The organism is Catenovulum agarivorans DS-2 (assembly GCF_000568405.1).
In the GTDB taxonomy this organism is placed as follows: Bacteria; Pseudomonadota; Gammaproteobacteria; order Enterobacterales; family Alteromonadaceae; genus Catenovulum; species Catenovulum agarivorans_A.
Genome location: NZ_ARZY01000045.1, coordinates 14,170 through 37,034, shown reverse-complemented (window position 1 = coordinate 37,034; position 22,865 = coordinate 14,170). Strand labels below are relative to the sequence as shown.

Genomic DNA, 22,865 nt, shown 5'->3' with positions numbered 1-22,865 from the left:
AATTAATTCGCAACTATTCATAGTTTTGTTATATTACCGCGCTATAAACAACGTCTAAAACAAAACATACAATTATAAGTGTAAAACACTGCACATAGACGTGAGCAGAATTTAAAGTTATTAAAAATTAATTTAGCCAAATGTTAAATTAACGTATCGGATAGGGAAAAAGAAAACATGAAGCAGTTCATGCTTGCCAGAATTGTTGCCATAGCAGCGCTCACACTGGTACAACCAGCACAAGCCGCAGCGCCATCACAAGAACAAATTGCCCAATTTAAGCAACTTCCCAAAGCGCAGCAACAAGCGTTAGCCGCCCAATATGGTATAAACTTAAACGAAATAAACCAGTCGGTTAACAGCGAAAAAGTAACCAACCCAAAAGTAGTTACCGCACGGTCAGTAGACGATGCAGTGGTAACTGAAGTCGACAAAGGTTTAGCAAGCAGCACTGGCATAAAGTCAGATGGTGATGCCAAACAACAAGGCAAAAAAGCGCGCGTATTAAAACCATTTGGTTATGAACTATTTGCTGGAAGCCCATCTACCTTTGCGCCAGCTACCGACGTGCCGGTTCCGTCTGAATACGTAATTGGCCCAGGCGACACCATAAAAGTACAACTTTTTGGTAAAGAATATAAAAACTACGAACTGTCGGTAGACAGAAACGGCGCAATCACAATGCCAGAAACCGGCCCACTGCAAGTAGTCGGCATGAGCTTTACCGAATTTAAAAATTTTATAAACCAACAAATCGAACAAAAAGTAATAGGCGCAAAAGCCAATGTAACCATGGGTGACTTGCGCTCAATTAGAATCTTTGTCCTTGGCGAAGCATACAAACCTGGTGCCTATACAGTAAGCAGCTTATCTAGCATTACTCATGCATTATTTGTATCGGGCGGTATTACTGAAGTAGGCTCACTTCGAAATATCCAACTAAAACGCAAAGGCAAAGTAGTAACCACATTCGATTTATACGACCTACTATTAAAAGGTGATACCTCAAACGACACCAACTTATTACCGGGCGATGTGGTATTTATTCCACCAGTTGGCCCAACAGTAGGGATAGACGGCGAAGTAAAACGCCCAGCAATATACGAACTGAACGGCCAAAGCAAAGTTGAAGATGTAATAAATTTGGCGGGCGGTTTATTAACCACGGCCTACCCAAAAGCTTCTAAAATAGAGCGCTTACGCAACGACGGCACACGCACAGTACTAGATATAGACCTTTCAAAAGCCCAAAACGGCAAAACCAAACTAAAAGAAGGTGACGTTTTACGCGTATATTCAGTACTCGATGAAATGGAAAACATAGTGCGCTTAGAAGGCCACGTACACCGCCCAGGTAGCTTTGCATACAAAGCAGGTATGAAGGTGTTAGATATAGTGCCTAGCATTACCGACCTTAGAGCCAACCCAGATTTAGAATACGGCATAATAGTGCGAGAAGAGCCACATATTCGCACACTGTCAGCCATGCAGTTTTCATTAAAACAAGCATTTTTAAACCCAGAGTCAGCCGCAAATATAACCCTACAACCAAGAGATAGAGTATACGTATTTTCAGCTGACGGTGGCCGCCAATTAAACTGGTTATTAGACCGCCTAAAAGCCCAAGCGCGATTAGACGAACCAGCAAAAACAGTAAGCATTGCCGGCCATGTGCGCTATAGTGGCGAATACCCACTAACAGAAAACATGCAAGTAAAAGACTTAATAAAAGCCGCGTTCGACTTAAAATTAGAAACCGACTTAGACTACGCATTACTTAAACGAAAAAACTTTGCACAAAACATAACCGACTTTAAAGTACTGCGTTTAAACCAAGTAGAAGACCTGGCAGAGCAACTACAACCTCAAGACAAGTTGTACGTGTTTTCAATTAACGGTGAGCGCGAAAGCATGTTTGCCGATTTAATTGGCGAAATTAAAAGCCAAACCAATAAGCAGAACCAACAAAAGCTAGTAACCATAGCTGGACAAGTGCGTTTTCCGGGTACCTATCCACTAGCTGAAAATATGGTAATGGCTGATTTGGTAGCCGCAGCCGGTGGTTTTACCGAATCAAGCTATATGGTAACGGCCAACTTAAGTCGCTTTAAAACCAACTTGACCGATAGCTCGGAGTTTGAGCTGATATCAGTTGATTTAGACCAAAACACACTAAACAACTACCAATTAGCACCGCGTGATACAGTTTCGATTCAGCGCATACCAGAATGGCGCGACCACGAAACAGTAACACTTATGGGCGAATTTAAATTTCCGGGCACTTATGCAATAAATAAAGGCGAAACACTAGCTGAGCTTATTAAGCGTGCAGGCGGTTTTTCCGACAAAGCCTTTTTAGATGCCACCATATTTACCCGAACGTACTTAAAACAAAAAGAACAAGCACTATTAAACGAAGCTGAGAAAAAACTACGCCGCGAGCTAATTGCCAGCCAAATAAATGCAGGCGAAATGTCTAATGCAGACAGCGTACTAGGTTTGCTAAGCCAATTAGAAGCCACCGAAGCCAGTGGCCGAATGATTATAGACAAAGCACAGCTAACCAATGTAGAAGCATCAGTTAAATTACGAGGTGGCGATACCTTAATAGTGCCACAAATAAACCAAGCCGTATCAATTATTGGTGAGGTATATGCCCCAACTGCGCAAATTTATAATAAATCAATGAGTGTGGGTGATTATATAGACGCCGCTGGTGGTTTTAACCAACTAGCTGAAAGCTCTGATGTATACGTAATAAAAGCCAATGGCAGAGTAGTTTCAAACACAGGCTGGTTTAGTAATGCTATGAATATAGAACCGGGTGACACCATAGTGGTACCAACAAATGTAGACCCAGTACCCGCGTTAACTATTTGGAAAGAGGTTACCAGCATTATTTACCAGTCTACCGTTGCAATTGCTGCTGTAGCGGCACTATAAAAAGGGGGGGGTAAATAATTATGGATAAAGAATTAGAATATCGCCTAGCCCGTATAGAAGAAAAACTAACAGGCTCGGTTAACGAAAGAGATAGTGACTTTGTAAAGCAACAAGCAGATGATGAAATAGACCTACGTGAGCTTTGGAATGTAATTTGGGCTGGCAGAATTAAAATTGTAGCAATTACGGCTGTATTTGCAGTGGCCTCAGTTATTTATGCGCTTTCCTTACCGAATATGTATAAATCTGAAATGATTTTAGCTCCAGCGCAGACTGACGGAAAAAGTGGAATGGGTGCACTAGCTGCACAATATGGTGGTTTGGCAGCTATGGCAGGTATAAACCTAGAAGGTGGTGGAAGTAGTCAAATTGATCAAGCTGTTGAGCTTATAAAAAGCTGGCCGTTCTTAGAAAAGTTTGTAGATAAATACAATTTAAAACCACAAATAATGGCTGTAGAACGTTGGGATCAAAAAACTGGAAAGATTATATACGATAATGATGTTTTTAATGCTGAGACAGCTGAGTGGGTTGGTGATGTGCATATTGATTCTGGTGATACGCCTGAACCGAGCAGTTTTGAAACTTTTAGGGCATTAAAAGCGATGTTGTCTGTTAGCTCAGACAAGGAAAGGGGAATGGTTTTAATGTCAGTAGAGCATTACTCACCGCAAATTGCTTATGAATGGGTAGAGCTATTAAAACAAGAAATAAACACTTATTATCAACAACAAGATATGGCTGAAGCGCGGAAGAATATTGACTATCTACAGGCAAAAATTGGACAAACGAATGTAACTGACATGCATTCAGTTTTCTATAATATGATAGAAAACCAAACTAAAACTTTGATGTTGGCAGAAGTAAGTGAACAATACCTACTTAAAACAGTCGTGCCAGCCAAAATAGCGGAAGAAAAATCGAAACCACGCAGGAGTGTGATTTGTATTTTGGTGTCTTTTATTGGTGTCGTTATGGGGCTGTCTTTTGTGTTTGTTGAACATTTTATAAAGAATAAAGAGATTTAAAATGGTGAAAGTATTAACTGTATTTGGCACTCGTCCAGAAGCCATAAAAATGGCACCACTTGTTCATGCATTAGCCAGTGATAGGCGCTTCGATGCAAAAGTGTGTGTTACTGCTCAACACAGAGAAATGCTCGATCAGGTTTTAGAGCTATTTCAAATCACACCAGATTACGATCTAGACATAATGAAAGCAGGTCAAACATTACCTCAAGTAACCAGCCGAATCTTATTAGAGCTAACGCCTGTTTTAAAAGAATTTAAACCGGATGTGTTACTTGTTCACGGGGATACAGCAACAACTTTTTCAGCAAGTTTGGCTGCATATTACGAACAAATAGCTGTAGGGCATGTCGAGGCTGGTTTGCGCACTGGTAATATCTATTCACCTTGGCCTGAAGAAGCTAATCGCAAATTAACTGGTGCGTTAACTAAGTTTCATTTTGCACCTACGCAAACATCTAAAGATAATTTAGTTAAAGAAAATTACTCGGAAAACAATATATTTATCACTGGTAATACAGTAATTGATGCGCTCTTGTTGGTGAAAAAACAAATTGAGAACGATGCTCAATTGAGCGATAAGTTAGCATCTCAATTCCCAATGCTTGACGGTTCTAAAAAGCTAATATTGGTAACAGGCCACCGGAGAGAAAGTTTTGGTGGCGGTTTTGAAAGAATATGTGAGGCGCTAGCATTAACCGCAAAGCAGCACCCAGATTGTCAAATTCTTTACCCTGTGCATTTAAACCCTAATGTTCAGGAGCCAGTCAAGCGTATTTTGTCGGGCGTCGATAATGTCCACCTAATAGAACCACAACAATACTTACCGTTTGTATACTTGATGAACCGATCTCATATTATATTAACAGACTCGGGGGGGATACAAGAAGAAGCCCCTAGTTTAGGTAAACCGGTTTTAGTTATGCGAGATACCACTGAAAGGCCGGAAGCAGTCGATGCTGGTACAGTAAAATTAGTTGGAACAAACGTTAATTTAATTACATCGTCATTAACGGAACTTCTCACTAATGAAGACGCTTATAATGTAATGAGTAGAGCTCATAACCCCTACGGTGATGGGTACGCTTGTCAACGAATATGTAACATTTTAGCTGATTAATATTCTGCTACGAAAAATTAAAACGTAAGATTCAAAGGAACATCATGTCATTTAATACAATATCTGTTATCGGCCTTGGCTATATTGGATTGCCTACAGCGGCTATGTTTGCCTCACGTAAAAAGAATGTAATTGGCGTAGACGTAAATCAACATGCGGTTGAGACCATCAATAAAGGTGAAATTCATATTGTTGAACCTGAGCTGGACATGATTGTTCACGCTGCAGTATCAGAAGGATATTTAAAGGCAGTTACGCAACCAGAGAAAGCTGATGCTTTTCTTATTGCTGTTCCAACACCATTTAAGAAAAATAACTCAGAAATACCAGAGCCTGATTTAAGTTATATAAAGGCGGCAAGTGAAGCCATTGCACCAGTGTTAGAAAAAGGAAATTTGGTTATTTTAGAGTCTACGTCCCCTGTTGGTGCTACAGAACAAATGGCTGAGTGGTTGGCTGAATTTCGTAAAGACCTAACATTTCCCCAGCAAGTCGGTGAGCAGTCAGATATTCGCATTGCCCATTGCCCAGAACGTGTTTTACCTGGTCATGTAGTTCGTGAATTAGTAGAAAATGATCGAGTAATTGGTGGTATGACGCCGCTATGCTCTGAAAAAGCCATCGAACTTTACAAGACATTTGTACTAGGTGAGTGTGTAACTACAAATGCCCGCACTGCCGAAATGGCTAAGTTGACTGAGAATTCTTGTCGCGATGTGCAAATTGCATTTGCTAATGAATTGTCGGTTATTTGTGACAAGTTAGATATCAACGTGTGGGAGCTAATAGCACTTGCAAACCGGCATCCTCGTATCAACATTCTGCAACCGGGCCCTGGTGTTGGTGGGCATTGTATTGCAGTAGATCCCTGGTTTATTGTAAGTAAAACTCCTCAAGAAGCAAAAATGATTCATACTGCTCGCTTAATAAATGATTCTAAACCAGACTGGGTTGTGAATAAAGTGAAGGTAGCGATTGCTGATTATCTTCAAGCGAATCCTGAAAAAACAACTAAAGATATTACTATTTCTTGCTACGGACTTTCTTTTAAACCAGACATTGACGACCTACGGGAAAGTCCAGCTATGAAAATTGCAGAAAGAATATCACAATTTAATGTCGGGCGTGTATTAGCTGTCGAACCTAACATTGAGAGCTTTGATGCTGTTATTAGTGGGTGTGAAATGGTTAGTCTTGAGTACGCATATGAAAATGCCAATATACATGTACTGCTTGTTGATCATAGATCTTTTAAAGTCACCGAGAAGCCTAATGGTATTATTGTAGATACCAAAGGAATCTATAATTAATGAGCTTATTACAAAGTGCGTTTTTTAGAGCCAATACGTCGTTCTTTGTTATGGCTCTATCTTCATTACTTTATTTTATGGCGACATTCCTGGCAAAGAAAACGATGATCGAAGAGGACTTCTATTATTGGAATGTACTTTTAACTATAAGCGCAATCTCATACTCATTTTGTTTTTTGGGTTCTGAACAGTTATTTTTAAGGTTCGGTATGGTGCATGGGAAAGATTACCATGTACCAAAGACAATCATAAAAGCCATGGGGTGGAGCTTTGTATTGTATCTGTTTGGATTTTCTATCCTAACCAATACGGTTCTCTTTAGAGTTAACGACTATTATTTGACAGCACTGGTCGGCATTTTAAGTGCGAGTAGTGTATTCGTATATAATTTTTTACGTGTTACAAAATTGTTTACCGCTTCTCAGATTGTCAATAATTTTTGGAAAATAGCTTTGTTTGTCGCGGTATTGGTCGCTGCAGGGTCTAATGTAAAAGAGATTTTATATATCACCCTAACACTTTGTACTTTTGTCGGATTATGGAGTTTGTCAGTTGTTTTCAGGAAATTGAAAATAACAGATAAATACACAGGAAATACTAAATCACTGTTTTTAAGTTTCGCATTTTCTCTACTTGTTCTAGTGCTTCTGAACAATTTTGACAGGGTTCTTATTGAGAAGGTTTTTTCGAAAGAAGAGTTTTCGGACTACATATATTTATTGTCATTACTAATTATGCCTTTTAGTATAATATCATCTTACATAGGCTTCAAAGAGGTAGCTGAACTCAAAAAGCGATATGTAAAATCTCAGTTTAATAAAAAGGTATTGCTTGTTGGCGTAACTTTATCAATTGTTTTTACAGTCTGGTTTTTGACCCTTGTATGTCTTCGAGAATACTTGGAATTGCCCATTAAATTTAGCTATTTTATTCCTTGCATAACAATTGTTATTGTTAAGTCAATTTATGCTTTGTATTCCTCTTTATTCGGGTTGAAAGGCACTGCTAGACAAATACAAATATCAAATTTAATAACAGTTATCTCCGTTGTTTTCAGCATTGTAGTGTCATATCCTTTGATCATTGGCCAGCCTACTTTAGTCTTGTATTCAGTGGCTGCAGTTTGGTTGACTAGAATATTCGTTTACGCGTATTTTGTAAGACATCAACCAGAATACCAATTGTAGTAGGGACATAACATGAAGTACGAATTAATCTTATGGTATCAATTTCTTTTAAAGAATATACCTGGAAACTTTGGGTGTTATTTACGCGCCAGACTGTTGCCATCTTCAATCGGAAAAAACACTAAAATTTGGGACCAAGTGCAAATTGATTTCCCTAGCAAGTTATCGGTTGGAAGAAATACGTCAATAAACCGGGGGGCTGTAATAAATGCTGGAGGTGGTGTTGAGATTGGTAATGATGTGCTCATAGGACCCAATGTGACAATCTATAGTCAAAACCATTTATTTAAAGACAAGAGTCTGACAATAAATAGCCAAGGTTATGAGTATGGCCCCGTTACAATTGAAGATGATGTTTGGATTGCGAGCAATGTTACTATTTTACCTGGTGTAAAAATAGCTAAGGGAGCTGTTGTAGGGGCCGGTAGTGTAGTGACAAAAAGTGTACCAGCATATCAAGTAGTTGTTGGCAACCCTGCAAAGAAAATTTTAGAAAGGCTATAAATGAAGTTTTTAGTTTTAGTTTTTCTTTCTATAGTCTGTTTAGTGCTTGACAGCTACCTGGCTGTTTATATTACGTTTTTGGTTTTGTCCGTATTTACATGTATCAACTGCAAAAAGTTAGAAAGGCCACTGGTGTTTTTCGTAACATTTTACTTGATGATAGCATTACTTAATATTTCTTCTTGGCGTGGATACACTGAAGTATTTACGCTTAAGCTATACTTTTTTGCGTTTTTGTGTTTGTGCACTCCGTTAATGTTCAATTTCAAAGTTAATTATGATTATAAGGCTCGGTTGGGCAGAGATGTAGATTTTGTTTTACTGGGTGTCGCTATACACTTATTTATCGTCTACGTTTGTGTTTTATATATTTACGGTACAAAAGGTCCCGTCATATTAAATCAAGCTCTGAGATTTGATATTCCAACTGCAATTGAGTACGCTATTAAATCAGCACTTCCTATAGCTGCGCTTGTACCTGTTATAAAAGCTAAAAAGCATTCTTTCCTTGTGGCAGCCCTTGTATTACCTGCTATTCTGATGGGTTATAGAGGGGCTTCTGTACTGGCTTTGGTTTCATATTTGATTACTTTATGGTACGTAAATAGTTGCAAAGCACAGTTATCAGCATATGTTAACAGTCGAAATAAAACTTATTATTTTTTAGCCAGTATCTGTTTCCTTATTGTTTTCATTGGATTTTACTTGCGGCGATCTGGCTCATCAGAGTTAGCAACAGTTGATGTGCTTATTGATGTTTACTTCGACTATAACAACCCCTTGTTGTATTTAATTATACCTTTTTACTTAGGGTTTAAAGAGACCGTGGGACTATCTAATAAAATAATAACGGAGAATATTTCTAATAGCATCAATGACTACCCATTGTTTTTTGCGGACTTGTTTACTATTTTACCCGGTGAAAGGTTAGCTGCGGGCCAGACTCTTGCGAGATTATTTGGTTCTGTTGAGGGTGGGGGTTTAACACCAGGCTTACTGGGTGGACTGTATATTGATTTTGGGTTTTATGCGTTTATATTCTTGGTCGTGATGGGCATATTTTTTAAGTTCATAGTTGTCCTTGCATATCGGAACCTTATTTTTATACCTGTATACACATTATTACTCACTCAATATATCCACTTGTTCCATCGCGGTTTTTTGAAGCCAGAATATATCACTTCGCTGGTTATTATTCTATTCTATTTTTTTATGCTAAATAAGGTCAAGATTTTTAAAGAATGAAAATTTTACATATTTTATATACTTACCTACCAGATGTGACTGGTTCATCAATAAGAAGTGAGGGTATTGTTACCAGTCAGGCGCGGAATGGAAACGAAGTAACTGTGCTAACTTCTCCTTTTCAGAGAGGAACATCGGAGAAAAGGGTTGAGACTATTGGTGGTGTTGAGGTTCATAGAGCCCATAAAGCAGGAAGAAACCTTTCAATATCGGAAGAGTCAGTAAATGTATTCAAACGATTAATAAAAATGTTCTATATATTCCCATTTTTTGCAATCATCTATAGGTTGGCTAGGACCAAAAATGTGGATGTTATTCATGCTCATAGTATGTTTTTCTGCGCGTATCCTGCTTATTTGGCAGCAAGGTTGCTTGGCGTCCCGTTTGTATACGAGTTTAGATCCGTTTGGGAGGAGAGGTTTAACAATACGTTGCAAAACAAACTAATTAAACTTTTAGAGACTTGGGCATTAAAGCTCGCAGATTCGGTGGTTGTGATAAATAACGGCTTGAAAAATGAACTAATAGAGCGAGGTATCAATCGTCAAAAAATTCATGTGGTGCCAAATGCTGTTTCTGACAGTGTCTTAGAAGCCGCTGTGGGGTTTGAAGCACCTACAAAGGTACGTGCGTTCGGATATGTTGGAAATTTTAGTGAAATAGAAGGTTTAGAAATTCTGATTGAGGCTTTTAGCAAAGCGTTTCCTAAAAATGCAATTGATGCTCACCAATATAAATTATTTTTTTGTGGTCGAGGTCCCTTTGAACCGAAATTGAATCACTTAATTGCTCAAGAAAATGATAATAGAATAGTGAATTGTGGCGCTTTTGAACGTCAAGAATTGGCTCAGGTATACAAAAAAATAGATGCAATAGTCGTTCCTAGACTAGATATCAAAATTTGTAATAGAGTCACCCCCTTAAAACCTTTAGAAGCGATGGCGTTTAAGAGGCTCGTCCTTGGTAGTAAAGTCGGTGGGATTCTTGAGGTGTGCGGCGGTGAGGGTAGTGAGAATGCTTTATTTTTCCGGCCTGAATCTGTATCGAGCTTGAGTGAGTTAATGCAAACTATTGCAAATAAGAATGACATAAGGACCATAAATAATGGGGCTAATTATGCGAGCTCTATCCGTTGCTGGAATAATATTTTTAGTTTTTATCACAATGCATATGATTGGGCCAAAAAGACAAAGCGTAAATAACTATTATTGTGATGAAAAGATACAAATTGGAGATATTACGGACGAAATAAGTAAATGTTTATTGGATAGCGAAAATATTGTTCCTATCACGGTTAACGGAAAATTGGGGTACAAAGTTGGCGTTGTCCCAACTAATTATGGAAGTGAAAGAGTTATAAAAGTAATCGATCTTCAAAACGATTATGTAGATTTGGAACTTAGTTTTGATTTAAGTTTTGGTGAAAAGTTCGACTTTGCTCAAGGTGGAAAGTTACTAGGGTTGTCTCCGCAGAACATTTTATCGGGAGGAGTTACTCGAGGGCAACGAACCTCTAAGGGGTGGAGTGTGAGAGCTGTTTTTGGCAAATCAGGTGCATTAGGTGCGTATTATTATTTGCCACGAGACAGCTCTACTTATGGGAATTTTTTCTTTTTGAAAAATGTCCGACTGAACGTAGGAGATTTATATAATGTTTCATTAAGAGTTTTGGTCAATTCTGAAAAACAAGGTGGTAAAATTTGTTTGTCGGCTGGTAAATATACTGAAGATGGTTTGCAGCTATTGGGTAAGGACTGTAAAGATAACCTAATTTTTTCAAACGACATGCACTTTCCTGACAATATAAGCAGGTTGTTATTCACCTATTTTCACGGGGGGCACTCTATAAGCTATAAGCCAAATTCAGTATCCCACCTTTATTTTTATAATCTATCTTTAGTTACCAGAGAATTAAAATGAGTATTAAGACTATCGTACTGACATATGGTTCTGGTGGACACCAAGAGCAAATGAGAAGGCTTGCGAATTTATTGGCAGGTAAAGCCAAGGAAAACATCCAGTTTGTTGCCATCACTGATGCAGGAAATAGCTTATCAATTCAAAGTGAAGTTGTTGAGTATATTAGATGTAGGGAGATCAGAGATAAGCAATCAAGTTTTAAGACTTTATGCTATCTGATACCCACATTGTTAATGCAAGCTTGGCGGACGCTCAAGGTCTATCAACGTTATAATGTGGTGGGTGTTATTTCAACAGGTCCTGGAGTTTCATTGTTGCCGACCTTTATTCTGCACTGTTTAGGTGTTAAAACGGTCGGGTTAGAGAGTTGGTCGCGTTTCTCAGAGCCTTCTATTTCAGGACGATTGTTCTATAAATTTGTTAGTTTATTTTATGTTCAAAATATAACAATGAAAAAGTACTATAAATCTGCAATATACAAAGGAAGGCTATGAAGGTTTTTGTTACAACAGGTACGACTGAATTTGAACAGTTAATAGAATCAGTGATGGACTTAACTGGAAGGCACGAAATAATTGTGCAAACTCCAAAAAATCATGAACCAACAGTTAATTGTCAGTTTATAGACTTCGTTGAGAATATTTATGATTATTACCAGTGGGCTGATGTAATTGTGACCCATGCGGGTGCAGGTTCTGTATATAAGCTTCTTGAGTTGAGAAGGCAAGTTTTAGTTGTCCCTAACCTAAGTAGAAAAGATAAACACCAATCCCAGATAGCCGATTACGTTAGAGAAAACAACTATGGTGCAGTCTGCTATGATTTCAGTAAGTTAAGTGAGGCAATTCAAGAGTGCTACGAAAGCCAATATGCTCCTTATGAGGTCAATAAGTTTGATGATGTTGATAGAATTTTGAAGCTATTTGAGTTAGAACATGATTGAAAGAACCTTTTCGTGATATTGCTTTAATAATACATGTGTTCGATATTAAACTGCAAAATCATTCAGGGTAAAAAGTTTAATAAATAGTTCTAAAAGTTCGAGATTTGAAGCGCATTGAATCTATTATTTGAAAGTTTTTACAGTGGTGTTAAATAAATGTTTTTTTAGAGGGGAAGTTTGTAGGTGGTTTGTGTTTGATATGTGGTTTGGTGGCTTTTTTGTGGTTGTTTGGAGAACGAATTGAGAACTACGGACAATTTTTTAAATTTTGTCATATTCAAGGCCTATTAGCTGTTGTATCATAGCGCCTGTTTGATTTACTGTCTCTTAAAACGGAGTTTATAATGGAAATAATAGCCGCGATTGCTATTAGTTTTGCATCTGTATTTATTTTAAAACCTTTCGCCGAAAAAGTTGGTTTGGTTGACAAACCCAATGCACGAAAAGTACATAAAGGCTCAATTCCGCTTGTTGGCGGTATTGCTTTTTACATAGCCACCATGTTTGCCTGTATGTTGGCATTCCCTAGCGAAAAGCTTATTACTTTATTTTTAATATCATCGGCTTTTGTTGTGTTTTTAGGCGTGTTAGACGACTACCACAATTTAAGCGTGCGCTCCCGCATAGTGTCGCAAATACTTATTGCTAGCATAATGGTGTTCGGTGCTGATATTTATATCCACGACCTTGGTAATTTAGTTGGCTTAGGGTCAATTGATATTAGTGTGTTTGGTGCCTTGTTAACCTTTGTTGCGGTTATTGGCGCCATTAACGCCTTTAATATGACCGACGGTATCGACGGCCTTGCTGGTTCGTTAGCGCTAAATACCTTTGCTAGCGTTGGTATCTTGTTTTATTTAGCCAATCAGCAAGACTTTATCGCCCTACCAATTATTTTAGTTTGTGCCATTGTGCCTTATTTAGCCTTTAACTTAAGCCTAGTACCTGGCCCGGTTAAAAAAATATTTATGGGTGACGCTGGCTCTATGTTTATTGGCTTAAGTGTTATTTGGCTATTAACTTTGGGCACTCAAGGCGATGCTTCTAAAACTGGTGAAGCCGCGTTTAGAACAGTAACCGCATTATGGATTATTGGTATTCCATTAATGGATATGGCGGCAATTATTTATCGCCGTGTACGTAAAGGCCAGTCAGCGTTTTTGCCAGACAGAGACCACCTACACCATATTTTCTTACGTGCTGGTTTTAGCTCGCGCCAGTCGCTATTAATTATTTTTAGCTTATCGTGTGTATATTCTGGTTTTGGTATCGCGGGTGAAATTTATCAAATACCTGAGTGGATTATGTTTGTTAGCTTTTTAGCGGTATTTTCTGTTTATTGTTATGCGCTTATTCGTGTATGGAAGTTAGTGCGCTGGGTGCGCCGCAGCACGGTAAAACGCATTCGCAAAAGGCAGGCTAAATTGGTTAGCGCCAAACATTTATAATTAATTTTACTTTGTTTTTAAAGGCCGGCTTTGTTCGGCCTTTTTGCTTTTAGGGCTTAACGCCTTTAGGAACAATAACAATGCGCGTGTTTAAACTTTCTGTTTTATCTAATGCTGTTGCTTCATCTACTTTTACTTCATGCATAGTGGCTTCAACCTTTGCTGTTGTTTCTTCTGCTAATGCAGGCTCTGTTAATAATGGCTCTAGCAGCGATGCTAAGCGGCCGGATGTTACAACCTCTTTCCAAGGTTTTTCTGGTTACTTTAATGTGCCATCTGCTTATAACTTTGGTGATGGCGAAATAATTTTTACTCATGGTAATCAATCCGAGTTGAGTGGGCATTACACTTCCACCCCAAACTTTCATTTTGCTGCTGGGCTTTCTGATTATTTAGAGGTAACAGGCCGTAATTCAGCTTACGCGAATACTACAACTAAAGGCTCTGATTTATCCGCCAATATTAAATTTACTTTGCCCTATATCCCTGAAGATTGGTTTAAGCTTGCTGTCGGTATACAAGATTTGGGGGGGGCTTTAGATCGGTATGATGGTAAGTATGCGGTGTTGTCTAAATATTTTGTTGATTTTAATTTAGATGCCTCCATTGGTGTGGGGGCTACTGACTCTGGTTTGGGCCGTATGGATGGTGTATTCGGTGCGGTTAAATGGCAGCCTTACGAGTGGGGCGCGCTGTTGGCTGAGTACGATGCAGTCAGTGCTAATTATGGGGTTGAGCTTTCTACCCCAAAAGATTGGTTAGGTGGCAATACCCGCTTTTTTGCTAAAGCTATGTTGGGTGCCAGTGAAGATAATTTAACTAATCACACCTATTGGGGCATTGGCGTAAGCACCAATATGTACCAAACTCGCGCGGCTATTACCCCTGCTTTAGCTGAAAATGTTATTCAAACTGGTATTAAACAAGTTGAAACGCCTAGTGCTCAGCAAGCCGAGCCGTTATTATTAATTCGCCAAGCTTTGCGTAAGCGCAGGTTTACTGATTTTAAATTAGGTTTAAATCAGGCGGGTTCGCATTTAACGCTTCGAGTTGAAAATAATCGATACAGCGGCAACCATATCGATACTTTTTCTGTGGTGATGGCAATAGTTGCCCAATATGCGCCGCAGCAGCTTGAATCGTTTGCGGTAGAAATTACCCAAGCGGGTATTGTGGTTGATTCTGTTTCGTCTTCTGTTGTTGCCTATCGTAACTTTTTAAAAGGTGGTGAGTTGCAAATTACCGCGGGTAATCAGGCTGCGGATACTACTTGGTTAGATCAAGATTCTAGCTTTTGGTTAAAACCAAAAATTACTTTGTATCCGCATGTTAATTCAACTGTCGGTACCGAGCTGGGTATGTTGGATTATTCTATTGCTTTAGCCACCCATGCTGAGTTGCCTATTCCGTTATGGCCGGGTTTAACGGCTACTGCGTTTCATCTTTTGCAGTTAGTTGAGTCTGAAGATTTTCGTGATGGTAACGGTTTTGCTGGCAACCGCCAACAAACTGGTTTGTATAACTTTACTTTGAATCAGGCGTTTAATTTACCGTTTAACACTATGGGTTTAGTGACTTATGGGCGTTTTTCGCAAGATTACACTGTTACAAGTGGCGAGTTAGGTTGGCAGAGTGACAGCGGCCAGCATCAGCTATTTTTATATACAGGTAATTATAAGTATTCGGGCGAGAGTGAGTTAGGTTATAACCCTACGTGTGTGCGTGACCCGTCAAAAGCTTTGTTTGAGTGTTATGGCGAGTTGCCTAAGTATCGCGACCGCAATGTTTCTTTAGTTAAGTATCGTTATTATTCACCTTGGTTAAATACCAGCTTTTTGGCTAAGTATGGTACTTATTGGGCGGGCGATACTGGCTTAGATTTATTGGTTAGCCGTTATTTTGATGACTTTGAGGTTAATTTGTCGTTTAAAGCAACGCGTGATCCGGTTGAGGGTTTAAATTCTGCTTTTGTTTATACCGACACTTATCAAAAAACCATTGGTTTAGGTTTTACTTATAACTTTGGTGCGCGTAAAGATGTTAATACGCGTTATGCGAATGTGCGTATGCGTGCTGATTGGAATTATTCGTTACATACTTTGGTGGGCGAAGAGCACAATGGCTTAACCTTTGGTTTAGCGGATGAGGCGCGTACTTTTTATCATTTAGATAATCACTTTAATAACTTTGGCCGTAAAGGTACGAGTTATTTGCAGCGTCATCAAGATAGGTTACGTAGCGCGTATTTTGAGCTATAGGATTTGGTTATGTTAGTTACTTCAAACGTTATTAAAAATTCAGGTGTACAGTTTGGCACCAGTGGTGCCCGTGGTTTGGTGGTTGGTTTTACCCCAAGTGTTTGCGCGGCTTTTGCGGTTTCGTTTGCTAAGGTTATGCAACAAAACTTTGCTTTTACTACTGTGGCTATCGCTATTGATAACCGCCCTAGCAGTTATGCTATGGCGCAAGCTTGTGCTGCGGGTTTGCAGCAGTTGGGTATAAAGTCTGTGTATTATGGTGTGGTGCCTACGCCTGCGTTGGCGTATAAAGCCATGCAAGACAATATGCCGGCTATTATGGTTACTGGTAGCCATATTCCGTTTGACCGCAACGGCTTAAAATTTTATCGCCCGGATGGCGAAATTTCTAAAGCAGATGAGTTGGCTATTTTAGCTGAACAAGCTGAATTTACCGCGTTAGATGATAGCTTGGATTTAGCTGAGTTAGCTGTAGATGATGCTGCTAAAACAGCTTATATCGAGCGTTATACTTCTTTATACCCTGCTGATGCACTTGCTGGTAAGAGCATTGGTATTTACGAGCATTCAAGTGCTGGTCGGGATATTTATCGCCAAATTTTTGAGGCTTTGGGCGCACAGGTAACTAGCCTAGAGCGCAGCAATGAGTTTGTTGCTATTGATACTGAGGCTGTTTCAGCTGAAGACCAAGCAAAAGCGCAAGCGTGGAGCAAAGAGTTTGCCTTTGATGCGATATTTTCTACCGATGGTGATGGTGATCGCCCGTTAATTGCTGATGAAAATGGTAATTGGTTACGTGGTGATATTTTAGGTTTGTTGTGTAGCAAGGCGTTAAATATTCAGGCGTTAGCTGTGCCAGTTAGTTGTAATACCGCTATTGAGCAGTCTGCTTTGTTTACTAAGGTTGTGCGCACTAAAATTGGCTCGCCTTATGTTATTGCTGAGTTTTCTGTGTTAGCTGCTGATTTAGCAGATGAATTTGCAGCCATTGCAGGTTTTGAGGCTAACGGTGGCTATTTGTTGGGTAGCGATGTTTTGGTTGAGGGCAAAAGTTTAAAAGCCCTACCAACGCGTGATGCCTTATTACCTGCATTTGCTTTGTTAACACAAAAGGCTACGTTAGCTGAGCAGTTAAAAACTTTACCGCCACGTTTTACTGTAAGTGATAGGCTTAAAGATTTTGCCACTGATAAGAGTAAGGCGTTAATTGCTGAGTTAACCACACAACCTGAAAAAGTGGCTACTGCATTAGGTTTTACTGCGGTTAATAATGTGAATACGACTGATGGTTTGCGTATTACCATGAATAATGCGGACGTTGTACATTTTAGACCGTCTGGCAATGCACCTGAGCTGCGTTGTTATGTTGAGTCGGCATCTACCCAAGCTGCGCAGCAGTTGTTAACTAAAGCATTAGAGTTTTTGTTGGGGCTTTAGGTAGCACTTTAACAAAGTTTTACGCCTGTATGTTTAGCCCATTGATGAATGGGTTGCTCAGGCGTGTTTCTTTGGTGTAGTACTAGGTCTATTTTTTGTTCGCCAAAATAATCTTCTAATAAGACCGCTAGTTTAATTTTTTGCCTACCTGGTGTGGTGGTTGGGTCTACTTCAAAAAATAAGTCAATGTCACCACCTTTTTTGGCATCGTCTACTCTTGAGCCAAATAACCATACGTTACAGTTTTCACCAAATATCTTTTTGCCACTGTTGCATATATTTTGAATTTGCGTGTCGGTTAGTCGCATAAATTTATCTCTAACTGTTGTTGGCAATACACTTGTACGTTATTCAGTATTTTCTCTAACTCTGGTGCTAAGTCAAATGCATAATTGAGAGTGTCGGCTTTTTCTTGATCGCTTTCTGGGTAGTCGTGCGCAAACGCATTTCTGGCGTGTCTTATTTCTCGCCATAATTCGACATCTGGCAAAATTTGCCGTTTTTCCATTTTGTGTAAGGTGTCTAACGTAGAGGTTGGTTGTTCTTCTTCCAATAGCAGTACACCTTTAAATAGTTTATTGCCTATGCAGTCTTGTAAATCAGCAAAGCGCACTCTAAATGCGTCTATTGATTCTATTTTCTGCTCGGATGAATGTTGCAAAAAGTTGGCTTGTAGTGGAAATGTTGCAGCTAAACGTGTAAGAGATGAATTCAGTTTGGCTTGGTTGCGTTGTGCTTCATTCCAATTCTGTTTAAACAGTATTAAACGTTTGTTGTCTATTTTCATTGGTTATAACTCGTTTGCTAGTTTGTTTACAAAGTCGGCCAGTGTATTGTACAGGCCGTTTTGTACTATGTTGGCGAGCACGCGTTCGTCTAAATTTAAATAGTCGTGCACTATGGCGTTACGCATGCCAATAACTTTGCGCCAAGTTTGTAGTTCTTGTTGAGTGATTATGCCTTGTTCGGCTAACTGTAAAAATATTTTGTATGTGTCTGATGGCGTGGTTATGTTTTGTTTTTTCAGGTAGTGTTTACTTACTCCTATACAAGCTTCTACCATTACTTGAATAATTCGTTCGGCTGCGCGTCTTTCTACCCTTGTCCACATTCTGCTCTCTAGAGTTGCTTTTATTTGCTCTAGGTCAGATTGTTGCTCTTTTACGTGCTCTGTTATTGCAAGCGCATATTCATTCGCCATTGTGCTTCCTATGGTACAAGTAATCTGTACAGTATTTTGACATTATAATGCGCTCGCGTTCGTATAGCTCCAATTCATTTTTACTAACGAGCATGCAGTTGTCCATTACTACGGCGTAGGCTAGTGGTATGTCTACTTGGGTTATGTCTATTATGGATATTGGTTTTTCTATGTGTTCTTGCCAGTCCATTGCAAGTAGCTCTGGCCTGAGTCTTCTGTCGAGCGCGTCTTCTATGTGGTTTTTAAATTTTATTGCAAGATCGTAGTCGCTTTTTTCATTTGCTGTGTTACGCGCTTGTGAACCATATAGCCAGAGTATTTCTACGTCGCTATTGTCTGTAGCTAGTTGTTTTATTTTGTTTATTATGGTTTGGTTTGGCATGCTAGTTTTGTTGCTTCGCTTGTTTTTTGGCTGTGTATTCATTCATGTCTTCGTTGTTTACGCGTGAGTATATTTCTTCTACTGCGAGTGTTAGACCTATCGATTCAAAGTGAATTTCATCGCCTAAAAAGTAATGGGTTGGTCGCCACTGGTCGCTTTTACGAAATACCGCTACATCTACATAGTCTTGTTCAATTATTACGTATTCGACTAATGTTGGAATGTTTATGTATTCCATGCGTTTTATTTGTTCGTCTATTTTTCGGGTTGATTTTGAAATTACTTCAACCGCAATCACTGGTGTTTTTGTGTAGTATGGGGTTGTTTCATCAACGCTACAATCTACCAATGCATCAGGGTAATAAAAGTTATCTCGCACTTTTATTTTTATGTCTGAACCAAAGGGTTCGCATGGTGAATTTTTGAGATGGTATTTAAATTCTGACAAGATATTAAGTGATATACGTTCGTGGTTTTTGCTTGCCCCCGTCATTGCATATACTTGGCCGTTAACCAGTTCGTGTTTGGTGTCACTAATTAATTCACCGTTTAAGTATTCTTCTACTGTTATGTTTTGTTGTTTTGTGACGGTAGACATTGTTGAATCCTTAATTGCTTGCGCTGGCTTTAGTTTACTATTAATTGCTACAAATATCTTTATGCTGTTACACTTTAAGTACGTTTGAAAATTAGGGATTAATACAATGGCTAATTTAAGCAATTTAACAGAAGAAGAGCTTGAAGTGAAAATTCAGGCTGCTCTGAAAGATAACCCTGATTTACCATATGAGTTTGTCAAGCAAGCTTTGGCTGCAAAAGTGGAAAAAGACTTAGGTAAGCTTGAAAATTATGCGCGAGGTTAATATGTCTGATACGGATATTCGTTGGCAGCAACGTTTTCAAAATTTTCAACGTGCTTTGTTGTTGCTACGTGAGGCGATGGAGTATGACATTTCTGAGTTAAGTCAGCTTGAAAAAGAGGGGGCGATTCAGCGTTTTGAGTATACTTTTGAGCTTGCTTGGAAGGTATTGAAAGACAAGATGGAGTTTGATGGCATTGAACTGGAACGAATATCTCCAAAGGCTGTGGTTCGACAAGCCTTTCAAGCTAAGTATATTAGCCAACCTGACGTGTGGCTGCGTATGATTGGTGATAGAAATTTAATGAGCCATACTTACGATTTCAAAAAAATTGAGGCGGTTATTTTAAGTATTCAACAAGAATATTTACCTATGTTAGATGCTTGGTATTTTGAATTGTTAGAAGAGTTGGTAAATGACTAGTCAACTCGGATTGTCAGACCTTCAAATTGCTGATTTAAGAGAAATATTTGCAAAATATCATGGTGTTGAGCAGGTCAAGGTTTATGGCTCGCGTGCTATAAGCTGATTGATCATATTGATAGAGTTGCGGTGGTTATTTTCACCCGCTAGTTTTTGCCTACATTTTAGGTATTGGTATATACAAGGATTGTTATGAACATTTCTAAAAATATTGCTTCTGTTGTTTCTTTGCCGGTTATTTCTCACCACGGTGCGGTGGATGGTGTTACTGGTTCTTGCCATAGGTTAACTATAAACCCCAATTTTTGTTTGTTAATTGATTGTGGTTCGTTTCAAGGGGCGGAAACCTCTGGTAAGGCGGATGCCAATTCGCCGCATATTGATTTTGAGATTGATTCGGTAGCCGCGCTTATTGTTACTCATTGCCATATTGATCATGTTGGCCGTATTCCGTGGTTGGTGGCTGCGGGTTTTCGTAAACCTATTTATTGCACGCCTGCTACCGCGCATTTATTACCTTTGGTGTTGGAAGATGCTATTAAGTTAGGTATTACCCGCGACAGGCGTTTGGTTGAGTCGTTTTTAAAGGTGATTAATTCGCTGATTGTGCCGGTTGAGTATAAAACTTGGTTTAATTTGCCGTTTGATCAAAGTGGTAAAAATGGTGAAAAAGTTAAGTTTAAGTTTCAGCCTGCTGGGCATATTTTGGGTTCGGCGTATGTTGAAGTTGATTGCCAGCTTGCCAATCAATCAGGCAAAGCGGATAAACATAGGTTTGTTTTTTCTGGCGATTTGGGCGCGCCGTATACGCCTTTGTTGCCTGCTCCTAAAGCGCCGTATAAAGCGGATACTTTGGTGATTGAAAGTACGTATGGCGATAAAAATCATATTGGCCGCAAACAGCGGCGTGCGCAGTTAAAAGGTGTGGTTGAGCGTTGTTTAGAAAATAAAGGTGCTGTGTTGATTCCGGCGTTTAGTATTGGCCGCACTCAGGAGTTGTTGTATGAAATTGAGGATATTATTTATCGCTCGGCTAAGTCGGGTGTTGATTCTACGTGGCAGGATTTAACTATTATTTTAGATAGTCCTATGGCGGCTGATTTTACTGCGCATTATAAAAAGTTGTCGGCTTTGTGGGATAAAGAGGCTAAGCGTAAGTTGCAGCAGGGTAGGCATCCGCTCGATTTTGATAATTTGTATACTATTGATGATCATCAGCAGCATTTGGATGCGATTGACTATATTCGCCGCAAAGGTTCACCTTGTATTGTTATTGCCGCCAGTGGTATGTGTTCGGGCGGGCGTATTATGAATTATTTGCAGGCGTTGTTGCCTGACCCGCGCACTGATGTTGTGTTTGTTGGTTATCAAGCTAAAGGGACCCCAGGGCGTGATATTCAAAAATATGGCCCGCGTGGTGGTTATGTTGTGTTGGATGGCCAGCGGGTTGATATTAATGCGGGTGTGTTTACTTTGTCGGGTTATAGTGCCCATGCTGATCAGTCTGATTTAATTAATTTTGTTAAGCGTATGCGGCATAAACCTAGTCATATTAAGATTGTCCATGGCGATGATGAGGCTAAGTTGGCGTTGCAGGCTGAGTATCAGGCGTTATTGCCTGGGTGTTTTGTTGAAATTGCGAGTTAGATTTTGCTCTAAGTTATTGCTCTAGCACTTTCCTGACTTTTGTGTTGTTGCTAGTGTATACAAATTTTTCTAGCAGTAATAAAGAAGTTAGATAAAAGCGTACTCGAATGCTGGTTTTCTAAAACTTCATAAGATAGGGATATCTTATGGGAGCGGCCCAAGGAGGGTTTAAAGCGTTTTTAGAAAATCATGCTTCGAGTGTGCTTGCTGGCACGATAATTTCTAGCACTGCTAGTTGGGGGGCGTAGAAGGTCAAGCTGGTTGCGATGTATTTCTCAAAACCGCTGCAAGGCCATCCATGGCCCGCTCTCAAACGGTATCCCTACCGATTGGACGTTTTGAGAAACACAATCCCAACCATCTCTCCTGACTCTTTTATTGCTTGTAACAACGGAATTAAGTTGTAATTAGCGACAAAATGTCGCATATTGGTGGTGTCTTAATAATTAGTTGAGCTGAGGTTTATCACATGGCTGTAAGTGTTAGGTTAGATGACGAGTTTGTTTCAAACGCTAAAATTCATGCAGATGCTGAGAAGCGTTCTGTGCCTAAGCAAATTGAGTATTGGGCGAAAATTGGTCAAATAATGATAGATAATCCTGATTTGTCTTTTGAGTTTGTTCGAGAGTCGTTATTGGCGTCAGAAGAAATGAAGCACGGTTTGGTGAAGCCTTATGTCAGAAGAAGTAAAAGAGATTGAGGTTTTTGAGTCTCGACGTTTTAGTAAAGCTTTGAGCAAATTGTCTGATCAGCAATTAAAAACAGTTGAAGACTATATAGAAAAAATAATTGAAGATCCCAATTTAGGTGAACAGAAAAAAGGTGATTTGTCACATGTGCGAGTTTATAAGTTTAAACTGGATAATCAATTAGCTTTGCTTGGATACTCGTATGTGCAAGGGCAATTGCAGTTGTATCTACTGAATTTGGCTTCGCATGAAAATTTTTATCGAGATATGAAAAAACAGCGTAAAAGTGACCTAAACTTAATTAAATAGTCCTTGTTAA

General features: G+C 39.3%; 24 protein-coding genes. 19 read left to right on the top strand and 5 right to left on the bottom strand.

The genetic code is table 11. From position 1 onward, the window contains the following. Nucleotides 1–177: 177 nt before the first annotated feature. From DS2_RS17250 to DS2_RS17185, 14 genes are all read left to right on the top strand, one after another. Nucleotides 178–2,943: an SLBB domain-containing protein gene (locus DS2_RS17250; protein WP_035016185.1), complete on the top strand. Its 2,766-nt coding sequence runs from the start codon at nucleotides 178–180 to the stop codon at nucleotides 2,941–2,943. Nucleotides 2,944–2,963: 20 nt separating this feature from the next. Next, entirely contained in the window at nucleotides 2,964–3,971 is a 1,008-nt protein-coding gene (locus tag DS2_RS17245) for a Wzz/FepE/Etk N-terminal domain-containing protein (protein WP_051479968.1), read from the top strand. Nucleotides 3,972–3,975: 4 nt separating this feature from the next. Next, nucleotides 3,976–5,091: a non-hydrolyzing UDP-N-acetylglucosamine 2-epimerase gene (wecB, locus tag DS2_RS17240; protein WP_326979558.1), complete on the top strand. Its 1,116-nt coding sequence runs from the start codon at nucleotides 3,976–3,978 to the stop codon at nucleotides 5,089–5,091. 44 nt (nucleotides 5,092–5,135) lie between these two features. Next, nucleotides 5,136–6,401 (top strand): UDP-N-acetyl-D-mannosamine dehydrogenase, encoded by a 1,266-nt coding sequence (gene wecC, locus DS2_RS17235; RefSeq protein WP_035016181.1) that lies wholly within the window; start codon nucleotides 5,136–5,138, stop codon nucleotides 6,399–6,401. After that, entirely contained in the window at nucleotides 6,401–7,588 is a 1,188-nt protein-coding gene (locus DS2_RS17230) for a hypothetical protein (protein ID WP_035016179.1), read from the top strand. The genes wecC and DS2_RS17230 overlap by 1 nt, the downstream gene beginning before the upstream one ends. A 12-nt stretch (nucleotides 7,589–7,600) precedes the next feature. Next, the gene (locus DS2_RS17225) at nucleotides 7,601–8,092 is read left to right on the top strand and encodes an acyltransferase (protein ID WP_035016178.1); all 492 of its coding nucleotides are present in this window, start codon (nucleotides 7,601–7,603) and stop codon (nucleotides 8,090–8,092) included. Continuing rightward, on the top strand, nucleotides 8,093–9,337 hold the full coding sequence (locus DS2_RS17220; protein ID WP_035016176.1) for a hypothetical protein: 1,245 nt from the start codon (nucleotides 8,093–8,095) through the stop codon (nucleotides 9,335–9,337). It begins immediately after the preceding gene. Next, complete coding sequence (locus tag DS2_RS17215; RefSeq protein ID WP_035016175.1) at nucleotides 9,334–10,539, top strand: glycosyltransferase family 4 protein; 1,206 nt, start codon at nucleotides 9,334–9,336, stop codon at nucleotides 10,537–10,539. The genes DS2_RS17220 and DS2_RS17215 overlap by 4 nt, the downstream gene beginning before the upstream one ends. Beyond that, nucleotides 10,454–11,257, top strand: a complete 804-nt coding sequence (locus tag DS2_RS17210) for a polysaccharide lyase (RefSeq protein WP_152537637.1) — start codon at nucleotides 10,454–10,456, stop codon at nucleotides 11,255–11,257. The genes DS2_RS17215 and DS2_RS17210 overlap by 86 nt, the downstream gene beginning before the upstream one ends. Continuing rightward, nucleotides 11,254–11,751 carry a PssD/Cps14F family polysaccharide biosynthesis glycosyltransferase gene (gene pssD / locus DS2_RS17205; protein WP_035016172.1) on the top strand — a complete coding sequence of 166 codons (498 nt, stop codon included), beginning with the start codon at nucleotides 11,254–11,256 and terminating at the stop codon, nucleotides 11,749–11,751. Before DS2_RS17210 ends, pssD begins: the two co-directional genes overlap by 4 nt. Next, nucleotides 11,748–12,200: a PssE/Cps14G family polysaccharide biosynthesis glycosyltransferase gene (gene pssE, locus DS2_RS17200; RefSeq protein ID WP_035016170.1), complete on the top strand. Its 453-nt coding sequence runs from the start codon at nucleotides 11,748–11,750 to the stop codon at nucleotides 12,198–12,200. The genes pssD and pssE overlap by 4 nt, the downstream gene beginning before the upstream one ends. Nucleotides 12,201–12,544: 344 nt before the next feature. Next, the gene (gene wecA / locus DS2_RS17195) at nucleotides 12,545–13,648 is read left to right on the top strand and encodes a UDP-N-acetylglucosamine--undecaprenyl-phosphate N-acetylglucosaminephosphotransferase (protein WP_035016168.1); all 1,104 of its coding nucleotides are present in this window, start codon (nucleotides 12,545–12,547) and stop codon (nucleotides 13,646–13,648) included. A gap of 80 nt (nucleotides 13,649–13,728) precedes the next feature. Then, nucleotides 13,729–15,906 (top strand): YjbH domain-containing protein, encoded by a 2,178-nt coding sequence (locus tag DS2_RS17190; RefSeq protein ID WP_081754321.1) that lies wholly within the window; start codon nucleotides 13,729–13,731, stop codon nucleotides 15,904–15,906. Nucleotides 15,907–15,915: 9 nt separating this feature from the next. Further along, nucleotides 15,916–17,343: a phosphomannomutase gene (locus tag DS2_RS17185; RefSeq protein WP_035016164.1), complete on the top strand. Its 1,428-nt coding sequence runs from the start codon at nucleotides 15,916–15,918 to the stop codon at nucleotides 17,341–17,343. An 8-nt stretch (nucleotides 17,344–17,351) separates the two neighbouring features. Here the strand turns inward: DS2_RS17185 and DS2_RS17180 are convergent, their stop codons facing one another. The 5 genes from DS2_RS17180 to DS2_RS17160 are packed head-to-tail and all read right to left on the bottom strand — an operon-like array spanning nucleotide 17,352 to nucleotide 19,524. Next, nucleotides 17,352–17,651 (bottom strand): nucleotidyltransferase family protein, encoded by a 300-nt coding sequence (locus DS2_RS17180; RefSeq protein ID WP_035016162.1) that lies wholly within the window; start codon nucleotides 17,649–17,651, stop codon nucleotides 17,352–17,354. Then, complete coding sequence (locus DS2_RS17175) at nucleotides 17,642–18,130, bottom strand: hypothetical protein (RefSeq protein ID WP_035016161.1); 489 nt, start codon at nucleotides 18,128–18,130, stop codon at nucleotides 17,642–17,644. The genes DS2_RS17180 and DS2_RS17175 overlap by 10 nt, the downstream gene beginning before the upstream one ends. Before the next feature lie 3 nt (nucleotides 18,131–18,133). Then, nucleotides 18,134–18,544 (bottom strand): type VII toxin-antitoxin system HepT family RNase toxin, encoded by a 411-nt coding sequence (gene hepT, locus DS2_RS17170; protein ID WP_035016158.1) that lies wholly within the window; start codon nucleotides 18,542–18,544, stop codon nucleotides 18,134–18,136. After that, nucleotides 18,534–18,926 (bottom strand): type VII toxin-antitoxin system MntA family adenylyltransferase antitoxin, encoded by a 393-nt coding sequence (gene mntA / locus DS2_RS17165; protein ID WP_035016157.1) that lies wholly within the window; start codon nucleotides 18,924–18,926, stop codon nucleotides 18,534–18,536. The genes hepT and mntA overlap by 11 nt, the downstream gene beginning before the upstream one ends. 1 nt (nucleotide 18,927) lies before the next feature. Next, nucleotides 18,928–19,524 carry a Uma2 family endonuclease gene (locus tag DS2_RS17160; RefSeq protein ID WP_035016155.1) on the bottom strand — a complete coding sequence of 199 codons (597 nt, stop codon included), beginning with the start codon at nucleotides 19,522–19,524 and terminating at the stop codon, nucleotides 18,928–18,930. A 106-nt stretch (nucleotides 19,525–19,630) separates the two neighbouring features. On the opposite strand from DS2_RS17160, the gene DS2_RS20605 reads away from it, so the two are divergent. The 5 genes from DS2_RS20605 to DS2_RS17140 all read left to right on the top strand — a co-directional run bounded on the left by DS2_RS20605 (nucleotide 19,631) and on the right by DS2_RS17140 (nucleotide 22,855). Next, nucleotides 19,631–19,789, top strand: a complete 159-nt coding sequence (locus DS2_RS20605) for a hypothetical protein (protein ID WP_160168590.1) — start codon at nucleotides 19,631–19,633, stop codon at nucleotides 19,787–19,789. A gap of 1 nt (nucleotide 19,790) precedes the next feature. Next, nucleotides 19,791–20,210 (top strand): nucleotidyltransferase substrate binding protein, encoded by a 420-nt coding sequence (locus DS2_RS17155; protein WP_035016154.1) that lies wholly within the window; start codon nucleotides 19,791–19,793, stop codon nucleotides 20,208–20,210. 192 nt (nucleotides 20,211–20,402) lie between these two features. Next, on the top strand, nucleotides 20,403–21,857 hold the full coding sequence (locus DS2_RS17150) for an MBL fold metallo-hydrolase RNA specificity domain-containing protein (RefSeq protein ID WP_051479967.1): 1,455 nt from the start codon (nucleotides 20,403–20,405) through the stop codon (nucleotides 21,855–21,857). Nucleotides 21,858–22,326: 469 nt separating this feature from the next. Beyond that, nucleotides 22,327–22,557 (top strand): TA system antitoxin ParD family protein, encoded by a 231-nt coding sequence (locus DS2_RS17145; RefSeq protein ID WP_035016152.1) that lies wholly within the window; start codon nucleotides 22,327–22,329, stop codon nucleotides 22,555–22,557. Further along, nucleotides 22,532–22,855, top strand: a complete 324-nt coding sequence (locus DS2_RS17140; RefSeq protein WP_035016151.1) for a type II toxin-antitoxin system RelE/ParE family toxin — start codon at nucleotides 22,532–22,534, stop codon at nucleotides 22,853–22,855. Before DS2_RS17145 ends, DS2_RS17140 begins: the two co-directional genes overlap by 26 nt. Nucleotides 22,856–22,865: the final 10 nt, after the last annotated feature.

Excerpts from the sequence above, each read along its gene's own strand:
- DS2_RS17250 (WP_035016185.1), top strand. The coding sequence starts at position 178 with ATGAAGCAGTTCATGCTTGCCAGAATTGTTGCCATAGCAGCGCTCACA.
- DS2_RS17245 (WP_051479968.1), top strand. The coding sequence starts at position 2,964 with ATGGATAAAGAATTAGAATATCGCCTAGCCCGTATAGAAGAAAAACTA.
- wecC (WP_035016181.1), top strand. The coding sequence starts at position 5,136 with ATGTCATTTAATACAATATCTGTTATCGGCCTTGGCTATATTGGATTG.
- DS2_RS17230 (WP_035016179.1), top strand. The coding sequence starts at position 6,401 with ATGAGCTTATTACAAAGTGCGTTTTTTAGAGCCAATACGTCGTTCTTT.
- DS2_RS17225 (WP_035016178.1), top strand. The coding sequence starts at position 7,601 with ATGAAGTACGAATTAATCTTATGGTATCAATTTCTTTTAAAGAATATA.
- DS2_RS17220 (WP_035016176.1), top strand. The coding sequence starts at position 8,093 with ATGAAGTTTTTAGTTTTAGTTTTTCTTTCTATAGTCTGTTTAGTGCTT.
- DS2_RS17215 (WP_035016175.1), top strand. The coding sequence starts at position 9,334 with ATGAAAATTTTACATATTTTATATACTTACCTACCAGATGTGACTGGT.
- DS2_RS17210 (WP_152537637.1), top strand. The coding sequence starts at position 10,454 with ATGCGAGCTCTATCCGTTGCTGGAATAATATTTTTAGTTTTTATCACA.
- pssD (WP_035016172.1), top strand. The coding sequence starts at position 11,254 with ATGAGTATTAAGACTATCGTACTGACATATGGTTCTGGTGGACACCAA.
- pssE (WP_035016170.1), top strand. The coding sequence starts at position 11,748 with ATGAAGGTTTTTGTTACAACAGGTACGACTGAATTTGAACAGTTAATA.
- wecA (WP_035016168.1), top strand. The coding sequence starts at position 12,545 with ATGGAAATAATAGCCGCGATTGCTATTAGTTTTGCATCTGTATTTATT.
- DS2_RS17190 (WP_081754321.1), top strand. The coding sequence starts at position 13,729 with ATGCGCGTGTTTAAACTTTCTGTTTTATCTAATGCTGTTGCTTCATCT.
- DS2_RS17185 (WP_035016164.1), top strand. The coding sequence starts at position 15,916 with ATGTTAGTTACTTCAAACGTTATTAAAAATTCAGGTGTACAGTTTGGC.
- DS2_RS17180 (WP_035016162.1), bottom strand. The coding sequence starts at position 17,651 with ATGCGACTAACCGACACGCAAATTCAAAATATATGCAACAGTGGCAAA.
- DS2_RS17175 (WP_035016161.1), bottom strand. The coding sequence starts at position 18,130 with ATGAAAATAGACAACAAACGTTTAATACTGTTTAAACAGAATTGGAAT.
- hepT (WP_035016158.1), bottom strand. The coding sequence starts at position 18,544 with ATGGCGAATGAATATGCGCTTGCAATAACAGAGCACGTAAAAGAGCAA.
- mntA (WP_035016157.1), bottom strand. The coding sequence starts at position 18,926 with ATGCCAAACCAAACCATAATAAACAAAATAAAACAACTAGCTACAGAC.
- DS2_RS17160 (WP_035016155.1), bottom strand. The coding sequence starts at position 19,524 with ATGTCTACCGTCACAAAACAACAAAACATAACAGTAGAAGAATACTTA.
- DS2_RS20605 (WP_160168590.1), top strand. The coding sequence starts at position 19,631 with ATGGCTAATTTAAGCAATTTAACAGAAGAAGAGCTTGAAGTGAAAATT.
- DS2_RS17155 (WP_035016154.1), top strand. The coding sequence starts at position 19,791 with ATGTCTGATACGGATATTCGTTGGCAGCAACGTTTTCAAAATTTTCAA.
- DS2_RS17150 (WP_051479967.1), top strand. The coding sequence starts at position 20,403 with ATGAACATTTCTAAAAATATTGCTTCTGTTGTTTCTTTGCCGGTTATT.
- DS2_RS17145 (WP_035016152.1), top strand. The coding sequence starts at position 22,327 with ATGGCTGTAAGTGTTAGGTTAGATGACGAGTTTGTTTCAAACGCTAAA.
- DS2_RS17140 (WP_035016151.1), top strand. The coding sequence starts at position 22,532 with ATGTCAGAAGAAGTAAAAGAGATTGAGGTTTTTGAGTCTCGACGTTTT.